The organism is Cupriavidus sp. FW305-F7 (assembly GCF_058782875.1).
Window position 1 is genome coordinate 26624 of the sequence record NZ_JBYSYC010000047.1, and the last position, 14583, is coordinate 41206.

Annotated in this window: 13 protein-coding genes; 10 read left to right on the plus strand and 3 right to left on the minus strand. The window is 62.4% G+C overall.

The window, feature by feature from the left end; translation table 11 throughout:
* Nucleotides 1-45: 45 nt before the first annotated feature.
* From AC3WL8_RS32135 to pdxR, 10 genes are all read left to right on the plus strand, one after another.
* On the plus strand, nucleotides 46-1395 hold the full coding sequence (locus AC3WL8_RS32135; RefSeq protein WP_492379660.1) for an MFS transporter: 1350 nt from the start codon (nucleotides 46-48) through the stop codon (nucleotides 1393-1395).
* Entirely contained in the window at nucleotides 1392-2018 is a 627-nt protein-coding gene (locus AC3WL8_RS32140) for an RraA family protein (protein WP_492379661.1), read from the plus strand. Before AC3WL8_RS32135 ends, AC3WL8_RS32140 begins: the two co-directional genes overlap by 4 nt.
* A 36-nt stretch (nucleotides 2019-2054) precedes the next feature.
* Nucleotides 2055-3653: an ABC transporter substrate-binding protein gene (locus AC3WL8_RS32145; RefSeq protein ID WP_492379662.1), complete on the plus strand. Its 1599-nt coding sequence runs from the start codon at nucleotides 2055-2057 to the stop codon at nucleotides 3651-3653.
* Between the two features lie 60 nt (nucleotides 3654-3713).
* On the plus strand, nucleotides 3714-4715 hold the full coding sequence (locus tag AC3WL8_RS32150; protein WP_035827110.1) for an ABC transporter permease: 1002 nt from the start codon (nucleotides 3714-3716) through the stop codon (nucleotides 4713-4715).
* Nucleotides 4712-5551 carry an ABC transporter permease gene (locus AC3WL8_RS32155; protein ID WP_013958622.1) on the plus strand — a complete coding sequence of 280 codons (840 nt, stop codon included), beginning with the start codon at nucleotides 4712-4714 and terminating at the stop codon, nucleotides 5549-5551. The genes AC3WL8_RS32150 and AC3WL8_RS32155 overlap by 4 nt, the downstream gene beginning before the upstream one ends.
* Before the next feature lie 9 nt (nucleotides 5552-5560).
* Nucleotides 5561-7213 (plus strand): ABC transporter ATP-binding protein, encoded by a 1653-nt coding sequence (locus AC3WL8_RS32160; RefSeq protein ID WP_492379663.1) that lies wholly within the window; start codon nucleotides 5561-5563, stop codon nucleotides 7211-7213.
* Nucleotides 7214-7254: 41 nt separating this feature from the next.
* Complete coding sequence (locus tag AC3WL8_RS32165; RefSeq protein WP_492379664.1) at nucleotides 7255-8118, plus strand: carbon-nitrogen hydrolase family protein; 864 nt, start codon at nucleotides 7255-7257, stop codon at nucleotides 8116-8118.
* Between the two features lie 2 nt (nucleotides 8119-8120).
* On the plus strand, nucleotides 8121-9617 hold the full coding sequence (locus tag AC3WL8_RS32170) for a biotin carboxylase (RefSeq protein WP_492379665.1): 1497 nt from the start codon (nucleotides 8121-8123) through the stop codon (nucleotides 9615-9617).
* Nucleotides 9618-9621: 4 nt separating this feature from the next.
* Nucleotides 9622-10650, plus strand: a complete 1029-nt coding sequence (locus tag AC3WL8_RS32175; protein ID WP_492379666.1) for a C45 family autoproteolytic acyltransferase/hydrolase — start codon at nucleotides 9622-9624, stop codon at nucleotides 10648-10650.
* Between the two features lie 96 nt (nucleotides 10651-10746).
* Nucleotides 10747-12354 carry a MocR-like pyridoxine biosynthesis transcription factor PdxR gene (gene pdxR / locus AC3WL8_RS32180; protein WP_492379667.1) on the plus strand — a complete coding sequence of 536 codons (1608 nt, stop codon included), beginning with the start codon at nucleotides 10747-10749 and terminating at the stop codon, nucleotides 12352-12354.
* Nucleotides 12355-12453: 99 nt separating this feature from the next.
* On the opposite strand, the gene AC3WL8_RS32185 is transcribed toward pdxR, so the two are convergent.
* From AC3WL8_RS32185 to AC3WL8_RS32195, 3 genes are all read right to left on the minus strand, one after another.
* Nucleotides 12454-12951, minus strand: coding sequence for a RidA family protein (locus AC3WL8_RS32185; protein WP_492379668.1), 498 nt, complete (start codon nucleotides 12949-12951; stop codon nucleotides 12454-12456).
* Between the two features lie 59 nt (nucleotides 12952-13010).
* Nucleotides 13011-13679: a helix-turn-helix transcriptional regulator gene (locus AC3WL8_RS32190; protein ID WP_492379669.1), complete on the minus strand. Its 669-nt coding sequence runs from the start codon at nucleotides 13677-13679 to the stop codon at nucleotides 13011-13013.
* 83 nt (nucleotides 13680-13762) lie between these two features.
* Nucleotides 13763-14572 carry an ABC transporter ATP-binding protein gene (locus AC3WL8_RS32195; RefSeq protein WP_404997162.1) on the minus strand — a complete coding sequence of 270 codons (810 nt, stop codon included), beginning with the start codon at nucleotides 14570-14572 and terminating at the stop codon, nucleotides 13763-13765.
* Nucleotides 14573-14583: the final 11 nt, after the last annotated feature.

The window sequence follows — 14583 nt, forward strand, 5'->3', positions numbered from 1 at the left end:
CGGGGGGCACGGTTGCCACACAACAAGAAATACTGAGGAACTGCCATGAACCGCCCCGTAGCCGCTGGAGAGCCAGCGAAAGCAACCCACAGCATCAAGCGCATCGCCGTTGCGAGCGTCATTGGCACCACTGTCGAGTGGTACGATCTGTTTATCTTCGCCACAGCGTCCGCGCTGGTCTTTAACAAGATCTTTTTCCCGGCGTTTGACCCACTGGTGGGCACGCTGCTGGCTTTCGGGACTTTCGCCTCGGCCTATGTCGCGCGCATTGTGGGCGCGGCGCTGTTCGGCCACTTCGGCGACAAGGTCGGGCGGAAGTCGATGCTGCTGGTCTCCCTCGTCATGATGGGCATGGCGACTTTTGCCATCGGCCTGCTGCCGGACTACAAGACGATCGGCGTCTGGGCCCCGATCCTGCTCCTGACGCTGCGCGTTATCCAGGGCCTCGCGCTGGGGGGCGAGTGGGGCGGCGCCGTTCTGATGGCCGTTGAGCATGCGCCCTCCAACCGCAGGGGATTGTATGGCTCCTGGGTGCAGATCGGCGTCCCGCTCGGCACCTTGATCGCCAACCTGGTCTTCCTGGTCAGCAATACGTTGATGCCCGCCGAAGACATGCTGTCCTGGGGCTGGCGCATTCCCTTCCTCGCCAGCATCGTGCTGGTGGGGGTGGGCATGTATATCCGCTTGAACATTGCCGAGACCCCGTCATTCAAGAAGGTCAAGGCAGCGGACGAGCAGGTCAAGGTCCCGCTGTTCGAAGTCTTCGCACGCAACTGGCGCCAGGTGCTGCTCGGCGGCGTGGCCACCATGTCCACCGGGACTTCGTACAACCTGCTGGTTGCGTTTGGACTGACCTATGGCACGCAGACTCTGGGCCACACCCGCAATGAGATGCTTGTGGTTGTGCTGGCGGCCTGCGCACTCTGCGTCGCCCTGCTGCCGCTCTTCGGCCGCCTTTCGGACACCTTTGGGCGCAAGCCGGTGATCCTCGCGGGCATTGCCGCTGAGGCTCTGCTGGCATTTCCGCTGTTCTGGCTCATGGATTCGCACGGATTCGTCGGGGCGCTTTTGGGCTATCTGCTGATGATGACCGCATTCGCTGCCAACTATGGCCCCATTGCCACCTTCCTGGCCGAACTGTTCGGCACCAAGGTCCGCTATTCGGGCCTGTCCATCGCCTACATGCTGTCGGGGCTGCTGGGTAGCGCCGCAACGCCCATCATCACCACCGCCCTTCTGTCAGCGACAGGACGTGGATCGTCCATCGCCTGGTACATGATCGGCTCGGCCATCCTGTCCGCCATTTCGTTGTGGCTGCTCGCAGAGACGCTGGGGCGGGAACGCGATGAAGGTGCCGTCACGCACTCGGCCGCAACGGTGGGGAGGGTGTCGTGAGCGTATCCCACATCCCTCCTGAACTGCTCGCCCGCCTGCGGGCGGTGAGCTTCCCCACTCTGGGTCATCTGCTGGAAGATGGGTTCGTCGACTCGGGTATCCGGGCACTCGTCCCGAACGTCAAGGTCGTCGGCCGGGCAGTCACCCTGCAGGTCACTGACACCGATGCCGTGGCCGTGAACCAGGCGTTGGCCAGCCTCACCCCCGGTGACGTGCTGGTGATCGACATGGGGGGCGACCATACGCACGCCCCCGTCGGTGCCGTGACCGCCTGCGCAGCAGCCAGCGCGGGCGCTGCGGCCATCGTGGTTGACGGCGTCGTCACCGACATCCTGGAGCTGCGCGAAACGAAGCTCCCGGTCTTTGCACGCGGCACGAGCCTGCTGACGACCAAGCGCCTGGGCGCCGGACGTAGCCAGCTCAACATCCCGGTGCGCTGCGGGGGCGCTGTCGCGCGGCCTGGTGATCTGGTCCTTGCGGACGACAACGGTGTGATGTTCCTGGACGCCGACACTGCCGCCCGCGTGGTCGACGAGGCGCTGGCCTCCGACCGGGCCGAGCCAGCCATCCTGGCCAGGTTGCGCGCGGGCGAACCAGTCACTCGCGTGTTGCTTGGCAGCTAAGACGACTTCCCCTTGCACTCCATCAGGAGAACCCCGATGTCCTCTCTATCCCTTTCCTCCCTGCGCACGGTGCCCGCGCTTGCATTCGCAGCGACCCTGCTTTCTGCCACGTTGGCCCCGGCAGGCAATGCGCACGCTCAGACGCACGGCGGTACGCTGTCGGCCATCGTCCAGCCCGAGCCGCCAGTGCTGGTCAGTGCGATCAATTCCCAGGCGCCCACCCAGTACGTTGCCGGCAAGATCTACCAGGGCCTGCTGACCTATAGCCCAGATCTCAAGCCGCAGCCCGAGCTGGCCAAGAGCTGGACGATCTCGCCGGATGGTCTGACCTACACCTTCGAGCTGCAAAGTGGCGTGAAGTGGCACGACGGCAAGCCGTTCACGGCTGCCGACGCGGCATTCACCATTGGTCAGCTACTGCCTGAAGTGCATGTGCGCACGCGCGCCGTGCTCAACAAGTACGTTGCCTCCGTACGTGCCGTGAGCGCATCCACGCTCGAGATCAAGCTGAAGGAACCGTTCCCGCCCTTCATCATGATGTTCGAGGTCGGCACGATGCCGATGATGCCCAAGCATCTGTATGAGGGCACGGACTATCGCAAGAATCCGGCCAACCAAACGCCGGTAGGCACCGGCCCCTTTATGTTCAAGGAGTGGAAGAAGGGTGCCTACATCAAGCTCGTGCGAAATCCCAACTACTGGAAGAAGGGGCTGCCCTACCTCGATGAACTGGTGTTCAACGTGATTCCGGATTCGGCGTCGCGTGCCGTCGCCTTTGAACGCGGCGACGTGCAGGTGCTGCGTGGCGGCGACGTTGACAACGTGGACGTCAAGCGGTTGCGCGCGATCTCTGGCGTCGAGTATACGACCAAAGGCTGGGAACTGTTCTCGCCGATGGCCTACCTCATCCTGAACCAGCGCAAGCCCCCGTTCGACAACGTAAAGGTACGCCAGGCCGCGATGCATGCGCTCAACCGCAAGCTCATTGCCGAGAACATCTTCTTCGGGCTGGGCAAGCCGGCGACAGGTCCCTTCACCTCCAACACGCTGTTCTACGACAAGAATACGCCGACGTTCGACTTCAACCTGAAGAAGGCCAGAGAACTCGTCAAGGAATCTGGCGTGGACGTGGCCAAGTATCCGGTCAAGATCCTCTCCACCTCCTATGGTGCCAACTGGGACCGCCTTGATGAGTACATCAAGCAGATGCTGGAGAGCATCGGCCTGAAGGTGAGCATCGAGTCGTCGGACGCGGGTAGCTGGTCCGGCCGCGTGAGCAACTGGGACTTCGACATGACGGTCACCTTCGCCTACCAGTACGGCGACCCGGCACTGGGTGTGGAGCGCTTCTACCGCAGCACCAATATCGTCAAGGGATCGCCCTTCGCCAACGTGCAGGGCTACAACAATCCCAAGGTAGATCAGCTCTGGATGCGCGGTGGCTCCACGCAGGTAGCTGCCGAGCGCCAAAGCGCCTACAGCGAGATACAGAAGCTGCTTACCAGCGAAGTGGCCAATGCCAACCTGCTGGAGATGGAGTTCCCCACCCTCTACCGCGCCAACGTGAAGAACCTCGTTACCACGGCAATTGGCCTGAACGAGTCGTTCGACAAGGTCTACATCGACAAAAAGTGAGCCCAGCCGTGGGCCGCAGTTGGTCGGCCCGCGGCTCCTACCTTGCGCCTGGAGCCCTCGATGAACTTCCTCTCCTTTCTGTCGTCCCGACTCGCAAAGGCCCTCGTGGTCGTGCTCGGTGTCGTCATTCTGAACTTCTTCCTCGTTCGCATGGCGCCCGGCGATCCGGCCACGGTACTGGCCGGGGAGGCCGGCGCTGGCGATGAGGTCTTCGTCAGTCAACTGCGCGAGCAATTTGGACTCGACAAGCCGCTCGTTATCCAACTCGGTACCTACCTCAAGGGAATCGCCCAGCTTGATCTCGGCTATTCCTACCGAAACCGGCTGCCGGTGCTGGATCTGATCCTCGACCGGCTGCCCGCGACATTCCTGCTCATGGGCGGCGCCTTCCTGTTCTCCATCGTGATGGGCGTGGCACTTGGCGTCCTGGCCGCCCGGACACGTTACGAGAACCGGCGCCGGTGGCTTGACAGCGCACTGATGTCCGGCGCCCTGCTGCTCTATGCCACGCCGTTGTTCTGGTTGTCGCTAATGGCCATCATCCTGTTCTCGGTCGTACTCGGTTGGCTGCCGGCTTTCGGCATGGAATCGATCGGCGCCAACCTGAGCGGATTCGACCGTATGCTGGACATCGCCCACCACATGGTGCTGCCCACGTTGTCGCTCGGCTGCTTCTTCATGGCCGTCTATGTGCGTCTCACGCGAGCATCGATGCTCGAAGCGATGGGCATGGATTTTGTGAAAACCGCGCGCGCCAAGGGCGTTCCGGCACGTCGTGTGATCCGCGTACATGTGCTGCGCAACGCCTTGCTGCCGGTCATCACCTTTGCAGGCATCCAGCTCGGCCAGATGGCAGGCGGTGCGGTACTCACCGAGACCGTATTCGCCTGGCCCGGCATCGGCCGCCTGATGTTTGATGCGCTGCTTCAGCGCGACTACCAGCTTCTGCTGGGCATCTTCTTCATGACCTCGGTCCTGGTCGTGACCTTCAACCTGGTGACCGACATCGTCTACCGGTTCGTCGATCCCCGCATCGCAGCCGGTCAAGGAGCACCCGCATGAAATCCTTCCTTCGCCGCTTCTCGCGCAACTACGGCGCGCTGTTTGGGGTATTCATCTTCCTGGCTGTCCTATTCTTCGCAGGAACCGCCTCGCTGTTCTACGAAGAGTCGCCGTGGACGATGGTCTCCTCGCCGCTGGTGGAACCGTTCACCGACCCGTCGCTGCCCTTCGGCACCGACATGTTGGGCCGTGACGTCACGGCCGGCATGCTCTACGGCGCGCGCGTGTCGCTGCTGGTTGGTGTTGTCTCCACCATCGTGGCCCTGGTGTTCGGCATCCTGATAGGCGCGGTCGCTGGTTACAGCGGCGGTCGGATCGATGATGGGCTGATGCGCTTCACCGAGTTCTTCCAGACCATCCCCCAACTGGCGATGGCGGTGGTGATCGTGGCCATTTTCAGCCCCTCGCTGGTGACAATTGTGGGAGCCATCGCGGTCGTGTCGTGGCCGCCGGTGGCGCGGCTCGTGCGTGCCGAGTTCCTGAGCCTCAAGCAACGCGAGTTCGTTCAGGCTGCCGTCGTGATCGGCCAGAAGCCGCTGCGCGTGATCCTCACTCAGATCCTTCCCAACGCGCTTTCGCCCATCATCGTCACCGCTTCGTTCATGGTCGCCACCGCCATCCTCACCGAGTCGTCGTTGTCCTTTCTCGGCCTGGGCGACCGCAACATGATGAGCTGGGGCTTCATGATCGGCGCCTCGCGCACCATGCTGCGCGAGGCCTGGTGGATGAGCGTGTGGCCCGGTGTCGCCATCCTCCTGACCGTGCTGGCCATCAACTTGATTGGCGAAGGCCTCAACGATGCCCTGAACCCGCAACTGCGCAAGCGCGGCGAATAGGAGATCCCCATGCCCCAGAAAGATCCATCCCAGGCGCCGCTGCTGTCGATCCAGCAGCTCAGCATCCCGCTGCCCCCAGGGGCGGACCGCTCCTATGCGGTAAAGGACATCTCGTTTGACCTGTTCCCCGGCGAAATCCTTTGCATCGTCGGTGAGTCGGGTTCGGGCAAGTCCATGAGCTCCAACGCCATCATGGGCCTGCTTCCCCCCGGCCTCGTGCCCGAAAACGGCCGGATTCTGTTCCAGGGCCGTGACCTGCTCCAGCTCGACGAAGCCACCCTGCTGTCCATGCGGGGCAAGGACATGGCCATGGTGTTCCAGGAGCCGCTGTCCGCGTTGAATCCCCTGATGACCGTGGGCGACCAGATCGCCGAAGTCATGCGCGTGCATCGCAGTCATGAGCCCGAGGCCTGCGAACGCCGCGTACTGGAGCTGCTCGAGTTCGTTGGTCTGCCTGATCCTGCGACGCTGCGCCACAGCTACCCGTTCCGCTTGTCGGGCGGCCAGCGCCAACGCGTCGTCATCGCGATGGCCCTAGCACTCGAACCCGGCTTGCTGATCGCCGACGAGCCGACCACGGCTCTGGACGTGACGACACAGGCGCAGATCCTCGCGCTCATTCGCCGCATCCAGGACGAGAAAGGCATGGGCGTGATGTTCGTGACCCACGACTTTGGCGTGGTGGCTGAAATTGCCGATCGCGTCGCTGTCATGGAAAAGGGCCGCCTGGTCGAGATTGGCCCCGCCGAGCAGGTGCTCAACGCGCCCCGGCACCCGTACACTCGGCGACTTATTGGCGCCGTACCCCGCGGCCGCGCACAGCGGACGTCGTCGACGCAGGCGGAAACCGTGCTGGCCGTGCGCAACCTGCGCAAGACCTACGCCACCGGAGGTGGCTGGTTCGCGCCTAAACGTGTGGTCCACGCGGTGAATGACGTGAGCTTCAGTGTTCGCCGTGGTGAGACGCTAGGGATTGTCGGCGAATCGGGCTCGGGCAAGTCCACCATCGGGAAGTGCCTGTTGCGCCTGACAGATATCGATGGAGGAGAGTTGCTGTTTGACGGCTGCAACCTCGCCACGCTGAGTGAACGCCAATTCCGTCCTCTGCGCCGCGACGTGCAAATGATCTTCCAAGATCCTTTCGCCTCGCTGAACCCCCGGCACACCGTCGGCCGGATCATTTCCGACGGGCCGGTCGCTAATGGCGTGCCCGTCGCCGCGGCGCACCGTCGCACCCGTGAGCTGCTGGAGTTGGTGGGTCTGGAGGCTTCGGCCTTCGACCGCTACCCCAACCAGTTTTCGGGCGGTCAGCGCCAGCGCATTGGCATCGCACGTGCGCTGGCGCTTGAGCCGAAGCTCATCGTCGCGGACGAATCCGTCTCAGCTCTCGACGTTTCGGTCCAAGCCCAGGTGCTGGAGCTGCTGGGCCGGCTGCAAAAGCAGCTAAACCTCGCGTTGATTTTCATTACACACGACCTGCGGGTTGCCGCCCAGATCTGCCACCACGTCATCGTCATGCACCGCGGCGGCGTGGTGGAGTCCGGCCCGCCCTCGCGCATCTTCGACGACCCGCAGCACGAATACACCCGCCGTCTTATTGGCTCCATTCCTGGACAGACTTGGGAGCCGCCAGTCGATGCTCCTGCTGCGGCCTGCGCGTGAACGGCCATCTATCGACAATCTCCCCCTCTTGAGGAGTGCAAGTGACCCTCTCCAACTTCGGCATCGCTGGCGTCCAGATGTACGTCTCCGCCTCACAAGACAACGTAGAACGCATGGGTGGCTACATGAAGCACATCAGCAAGCGTTTCCCCTGGGTGCGCATGGTGCTATTCCCGGAGTTGTGCCCGCTCGGTCCCAGCCGCGAGAAGGCTGAGGCGCTGCCAGGGCCGACCGAAGAGCGCCTGCGCGAACTGGCCCGCGAGACCGGCCTGTGGCTGATCCCCGGGTCGATGTTCGAATCTGTGGCGACACCCGACGGCACCGTGGTCTACAACACCACGCCGGTCATCGATCCGCACGGCAATGTGGTGACTCGCTGCCGCAAGCTGTTCCCGTTCCGTCCCTATGAAGCCGGCGTCGACGGCGGCACTGAGTTCTGCGTGTTCGACGTGCCGGATGTTGGGCGATTCGGGGTCTCGATCTGCTACGACATGTGGTTCCCCGAGACCACGCGGTCCCTGGTCGCCCTCGGTGCGGAGGTGATCCTTCATCCGACCATGACAGACACGATCGACCGCGACGTCGAACTGGCGATCGCCCGAGCCTCGGCAGTGACCAACCAGGTCTATTTCTTCGACATCAACGGTATCGGCGACGGCGGCGTCGGCCGCTCCATCGTCTGCGATCCGTCTGGATATGTGCTGCACGAGTCCCAGGCGGGTGATGAGATCATCGCCATCGAAATCGACCTGCAGCGCGTGCGCCGGGAACGGGAACGCGGTCTGCGCAGCTTGGGCCAGCCGCTGAAGAGCTTCCGCGACCGAGCGTGTGAGTTTCCCGTGTACGCGCGCAATGGGGCGAACGGCTATCTCCACACCCTTGGCCCGCTGACCAAGCCCGTCTGAGCATGCCTTGCCGTTGTCAGAAGAAACGTGGAACCAATCCTATGAGCCAGAAGATCCGCACCATCTCCGACATGCTGTTGATGTTCCACCGCAACGAGCGTCCCATCTATTTCATCAGCGCCACCAATTTCAACCTGCTCGGTGTAGATCGATGGGTCAACCGTTTCCGCTACATCAGCTACATCGACTGCTTCGACGGCAGGCACCCCAACGTCTTCGTTCCCAGCGAGACGCCCCATGAGGAGTTCGAGTCCATTGAGGACATTAACAACTACCTGCTGCAGCACAAGGAAGTGATCGACCTCATCGAGCGCCGCGGCGGCCGACCGGTGGCCACCTTCCTGATGTTCGACGAGAAGACCGAAGCGCTGGCTAAGGAAATTGGCATGGACGTATGGTTCCCGCCCGCAGCCCTGCGCCAGCGCTGCGACAACAAGATGGAGACCGTGCGCATCGGCAACAAGGCTGGCGTCCAATCGGTACCGAACACGCTCCAGAAGGTCACCAGCTACGAGGGACTCCTATGCGCCGCCGGCGCGGCGGGTCTCGGAACAGATCTCGTGGTGCAGTCAGCGTTCGGAGACTCCGGCCACACGACCTTCTTCATTGCCAGCGAAGCTGACTTTGAGAAACACAAGGACGACATCGTCGGCGAGGCCGAGGTCAAGGTCATGAAGCGCATCAACTGTCGCGGCGCTACTCTGGAAGCCTGTGCCACACAGTCCGGTACGCTAGTTGGTCCCCTCCTCACCGAGGTCGTGGGCGCGCAGGAGTTGACACCCTACAAGGGGGGCTGGTGTGGCAACGAGATCTTCCCTGGCGCGTTCTCGGAGGAGGTGCGTGCCAAGGCGCGCGATATGGCTGAGCGCTTTGGCAACCAGTTGCTCGAGGAGGGCTACCGCGGCTACTTCGACCTTGATTTCCTGGTTGATCAGGACACGGGAGAAGTCTATCTGGGTGAATTGAATCCGCGTATTTGCGGCGCCAGCCCGATGACCAACCACGCTGCCTTCGCCTACGCCGATGCCCCGCTGTTCCTGTTCCACCTGCTCGAGTTCTCGGGTATGCCCTTCGACCTCAACGTCAAGGAAATAAATGACCGCTGGGCGCAACCGCAATTCATCGACTCGTGGTCGCAACTCGTCATCAAGTCTACGCAAATTCAGGTGGACGAACTCGTTAGCGCGCCGCCGACAGGAATCTACCGGATGGCCGACGACGGCACCATTGGTTACCAGCGCTTCGATTATGAGCGCCGCGCTATCGACTCCGAGCGCGAGGCGTTCTTTCTGCGCATCTCAGGCCCGGGCGACTACCGCTACCAGGGGGCCGATCTCGGCATCCTCATTACCCGCGGCCGGGCGATGAAGGACAACTTCCGTCTCAATGTACGCTCGCGCGACTGGATCCGGGGGATCCAGCAGCTCTACGCCGGCAAGCCGTTCGTCCCCGCGGCCAACGAACCCGCCCCCGCCCCGGGCACGTTCAAGATCCTCTAATGTCATGACCCTCCATGCCGTTCACATTCCGGTGCGCTTCGAAGCGTGGGTGGAGGACCAGCCAGGTCCCCAATGGAGAGCGCGCTTCGACCGGTACTGGCCCGCCTACCGCACCTGGTTCCTGCGCACCGGTACGGTTGGTCGCCCGAGCTATCTCGATTGTCGCCGCGCACTGCGCAAGCACATGCCAGAGCTCGTTTCAGTATGGGAATCGCTCGTGGACCTGGCCGGCGGCGGTGACATCGAAGCGCGCTTTCTGTCCTTGTGGTGCCCGCCGCCGTACATCGGCGGCTGCACGCAAGCCATATGGACGGACCCTGCAGGCCACGAGGAGCCGGCGCTGGTGCGCAACTACGACTATGCGCCCGCCCTGCTTGAAGGCGACTGGGTGGCGACCCGCTGGCGTGGCCCGCGCGTCGTCGCCATGAGCGACTGCTTGTGGGGGGCGCTTGACGGCCTCAACGAAAGTGGGCTCGCCTGCTCGCTGTCCTTCGGCGGGCGTACCGTATCCGGCGAGGGGTTCGGGGTCCCTCTGGTACTGCGCTATGTGCTGGAGGTCGCCACCACGACCCGCGAGGCCATCCGTCTCCTCGAGCGCGTGCCCGTGAGTACCACCTACAGCATCACGCTACTTGATCGCCGGGGCGACTGGGCCACGGTATTCGTGGCGCCGGACAGGGCTACAGAAGTCCACCGCCTGGCCGTCATTGCGAACCACCAGAAGTGCGTCGAATGGCCCGAGCACGCCAAGGCGACCCGATCCGTGGAGCGCCAGCAGTGGCTCGAGGGCCGCATGACACAGCCGGGAAGTGCCCGCGACATTGCGATGGCGCTGACGCGTCCCCCGATTCTTCAGGACTCGTACCAACGCGGCTACGGAACGCTCTATACCGCCACCTACTGGCCTCGCAGCGGCGCGGTCGAGATGCAATGGCCAGGGAGAGAACCGTGGATGCAGTCGGTGGCCACGTTCGCCGAGAGCGAGCGCACTGTCCTCTTCTCGTTTGCGCCCGGTGAGCCGCGCCAGCAGTGACCGGCCGATTTCAAGACTAACCAAACGAGGGCGAGGGATTCCGCGACTGGTGACCGTGATATCCCAACACCTTTCCTCTCATGAGACCACACCCGCATGCCCGTCAAAGCTAGTCTGCTCTCCGAACTGCTGTTGCAAAAACGCGCCTGGACCCCTGGGGCGGGCACTGGCGACTGCATGCATCGGGAGCTCTATGAATTCATCAAGCGGGAGATTCTTGAAGGAAGCCTGTCGGGCGGCAGCCGGCTTCCACCGTCCCGTCTATTGGGGCAGGAACTAGGCGTCTCTCGAAATACGGTCCTCAACGCCTACGATCAGTTACTGGCCGAAGGCTACGTCACCGCCACCGTGGGACGCGGGACTTTCGTGGCGCATGTCCCGCTTCGAACCGCCCACCCTGCACCTGATCCCGCGGGCCGTATTCATGGGCAACTCACAACTCAATCCCCGAGCCTGTCTGCGCGAGGCACCCAGTTGCTGGCACACCGGGGGGCCTCAAACCGGCAATGGGGCGCCTTTGTCGCGGGTGTTCCCGATGTTTCGCTCTTCCCTCGCCAGATCTGGTTGCGACTACTGAACCGGCACTGGCGTCGCCCCGGCGCGGAGACGCTCAGCTACAACACGGTCGGCGGCCATCCAGCGCTGCGGCGTGCGCTTGCTGAGCACCTCCATCTTTCACGTTCCGTGCAATGCGATCCAGAGCAGATCGTGATTACCTCGGGTATTCACCAGGCCATCGATGTCGTCGCTCGTCTGCTGGGCGACCCGGGAGACCGCGCTTGGGTGGAAGACCCCGGGTACTGGGGAACGCGCAGTGTGCTCACCAGCAATGGCATTGAGGTTGTGCCGGTCGCCGTCGATGCCGACGGCATGGCACCCAGCGACGCGCACCTCAACGGTCAGGCGCCGCGCTTTGTCTTTACCACCCCCTCCCATCAGTATCCTCTGGGAATGGCGATGAGCGTGTCGCGCCGGTTGATGCTGATTGACTATGCACAGCGTGCGGGTTGCTGGATCATTGAGGACGATTACGACAGCGAGTTTCGCTTCGAGGGCCGTCCGCTGGCATCGCTACAAGGACTGGACAACAATGAGCGGGTCATCTACATGGGCACGTTCTCGAAAACTCTGTTTCCGGGCATGCGAACGGGCTACATGGTGCTGCCGAGATCTATCGCGAAGTGTGCCATGCATGCATTGGCGGAGCTGTACCGCGAAGGACAGCTCGTCCAGCAAGCGGCACTGGCTGATTTCATGACGGAGGGCCACTATGCGGCGCACATCCGCCGCGTGCGGCATGTTTACGCCAAGCGCCATGGACTGCTGCGCCAGTCCATCGCTGCGCATCTTGGGCCCGACTGGCCGGTCGCCGCACAGGATGCCGGTCTCCATCTGGTCTTGCTGCTCCCCGACGACATGGACGACGTAGAGATCAGCCATCAGGTTCAAGCCCGGGACGTTGCCGCGAGACCGCTGTCGCATTACTATCAGAGCCAGAATGCGCACAACTTCCGCAAGGGGTTGCTCCTGGGCTATGCCTGCGTTCCCGACAATGCCATCGACCAGGGGGTGCAAGTCATCGCTCGCGCCATCCGCGAAGCACAGGTGCCGCGCTGCACTACTGCCGGGCACACCCAGTATCACTATCCCTTCCAGAGCGAAAGGTCGCCACAGGAGTCTTGGCCGTCGCCGTCGCCCCTGTGATTCTTCGCCTCGCTTAGCTCAGTGCAAGCGGCCGTTTGTTCGGACTCAGCAATGGTCGCGAACATCGAAGCGTTGCTCGCCAGCTAGCCCGCGATAAAGTCAAGACTGAACTTTCGGATCGTGGAGCTCCACCACCATCTCGATTTCCACGCAAGCACCTAGCGGCAATTGTGCCACGCCAAACGCGCTCCGCGCGTGGCGACCGACCTCTCCGAACACCTCGCGCAGCAGCTCCGATGCGCCATTGGTCACCACGTGCTGCTCCGTATAGTCCGTCGAGGAGTTCACCAGGCTCATGACCTTGACGATCCTCTTCACGCGGCACAGATCTCCGAGGAATCCATGCAAAGTAGCTACCAAGTCCACGGCAGCTGCCCGCGCCGCCGCTTTGCCTTCCTCTGTGCCGATGCCCCCCCCAAGCTTTCCTTGCCACGATGCGCCGCTCCTGCGCGCGATATGGCCAGAAACAAACACCAGGTTGCCGCTTTGGACCGCCATCTCGAACGCGGCGCCCGGCACCAGTATCGGATCGAGCTCTATGCCCATTGCTGCGAGTCTTTCGTAGGGTGTGAGCATTTCGATTGTCTGAGTGGTCATAGGGTAGTGTTCCTTTCAATCTGGCCAGGCGAAGGCCTTCTCGTCGGCACGCCTGGCATTCATTTGTGAGCTTCGAGTTCGGGGATCAGTTCACCCCGCAACGCCTTGAGATGCTTGTAGACGGTTGCCCGTCCCATTCCGAGCAGGTTCGCCACATAGTTCGCTGCGCTCTTTCCCTTGAAGGCCCCCTCGATGTAGAGCGCTTCGACAAGTTCGCGCTTGTGGTCTCGGCTCAACGAATTGATCGCAAGCTGGCGCTCTTGCAGCCATCGGTGCAGAAACACGTTGATACGCTCCTGCCAGTCATCCTTGAACAGGTCGAGAGGATGCGAAGGCGCTACTCCGACACCACGTACGAAGAGTTCCAGTACATTACCGATTTCCTCGAATACCGCGATATTGAAGTTCACGCACATGACCCCGGCCATCGCCCCCTTGTCGTCCTCCAGCGTGACGCTCACCGAGCGCATCCGACGTCCATCCCAATTGACCTTCTCGTAGGGGCCATAGAGCCTCTTGGCCGGGTCTATATCGAGTTCATCGATCGCCGAATCGTCCCCCACTTCCCGCCGCGAAAGATTGTTGGCGATGTAGACCACCTTCTTACTGGCAGTATCGTGGATGACGACCTCAGCATATGGGAAAAAGAGCAAGGCCAAGCCATCCGAGATCGGCGCATATCGCTTGACTAACACATCTGCATTCCCGGTCTTCCGCTTCCGATTCATTGTCGTTCCTTTTTGCCAACACTGACTTCGCCAACAAGATACCGCAATCGCGGTCGACGAATTGCCATGGCAGCCTGAAACGCCTATTTGAGGTTGCTCGACAGAAACTGCCTGAGTCGGTCCGACTGGGGATTGGCAAACAGCTTCTCGCCGGACCCGGACTCTTCGACCTTGCCACGGTGCAGGAACATGACTTGCGATGAGACCGAGCGCGCAAAGCCCATTTCGTGGGTAACCACCACCATCGTGCGACCCTCGGCGGCCAGTTGCTGCATTACCTTCAGCACTTCGCCGACCAGTTCCGGGTCGAGCGCCGACGTCGGCTCATCGAAGAGCAGGACGTCCGGCCGCATGGCCAGCGCCCGGGCAATGGCAACGCGCTGTTGCTGGCCGCCGGACAGGTGGGCGGGATACGCCTGGCGTGTACGGGCGTTCAGGCCAACCTTGTCCAGACAATGCGCCGCCCACTCCTCCGCTTCTTTTCGCGCTACACCCAACACATGGCGCGGAGCTTCCATCACGTTCTGCAGCACTGTCATGTGCGACCACAGATTGAAGTGCTGAAAGACCATGGCGAGCCGGGTACGAATCCGCCGCAGTTGCCTAGCATCGCTGACGTACATCTTGCCGTCCTTGCCGCGATGCATGCGAATCGATTCGCCGCTTACAACGATGTCGCCGGCATCGGGCTGCTCGAGAAAGTTCAGGCAGCGCAGAAACGTGCTCTTGCCCGAGCCGCTGGATCCGATGATCGAGATCACATCGCCTGACGCGGCAGCCAGTGACACGCCGGATAGTACCTCGTGGTCGCCATATCGCTTGTGGATGCCAGTAGCGGCAAGCGCCGGCATTACAGCGGTGGACCGAACCGGAACAGGTTCCGGCGTAGCCATCTTCAGTGCTT

Bases quoted from the DNA above. Each gene is read 5' to 3' on its own strand.
- AC3WL8_RS32135 (WP_492379660.1), top strand. From the start codon at position 46: ATGAACCGCCCCGTAGCCGCTGGAGAGCCAGCGAAAGCAACCCACAGC.
- AC3WL8_RS32145 (WP_492379662.1), top strand. From the start codon at position 2,055: ATGTCCTCTCTATCCCTTTCCTCCCTGCGCACGGTGCCCGCGCTTGCA.
- AC3WL8_RS32150 (WP_035827110.1), top strand. From the start codon at position 3,714: ATGAACTTCCTCTCCTTTCTGTCGTCCCGACTCGCAAAGGCCCTCGTG.
- AC3WL8_RS32155 (WP_013958622.1), top strand. From the start codon at position 4,712: ATGAAATCCTTCCTTCGCCGCTTCTCGCGCAACTACGGCGCGCTGTTT.
- AC3WL8_RS32160 (WP_492379663.1), top strand. From the start codon at position 5,561: ATGCCCCAGAAAGATCCATCCCAGGCGCCGCTGCTGTCGATCCAGCAG.
- AC3WL8_RS32170 (WP_492379665.1), top strand. From the start codon at position 8,121: ATGCCTTGCCGTTGTCAGAAGAAACGTGGAACCAATCCTATGAGCCAG.
- AC3WL8_RS32175 (WP_492379666.1), top strand. From the start codon at position 9,622: ATGACCCTCCATGCCGTTCACATTCCGGTGCGCTTCGAAGCGTGGGTG.
- pdxR (WP_492379667.1), top strand. From the start codon at position 10,747: ATGCCCGTCAAAGCTAGTCTGCTCTCCGAACTGCTGTTGCAAAAACGC.
- AC3WL8_RS32185 (WP_492379668.1), bottom strand. From the start codon at position 12,951: ATGACCACTCAGACAATCGAAATGCTCACACCCTACGAAAGACTCGCA.
- AC3WL8_RS32190 (WP_492379669.1), bottom strand. From the start codon at position 13,679: ATGAATCGGAAGCGGAAGACCGGGAATGCAGATGTGTTAGTCAAGCGA.
- AC3WL8_RS32195 (WP_404997162.1), bottom strand. From the start codon at position 14,572: ATGGCTACGCCGGAACCTGTTCCGGTTCGGTCCACCGCTGTAATGCCG.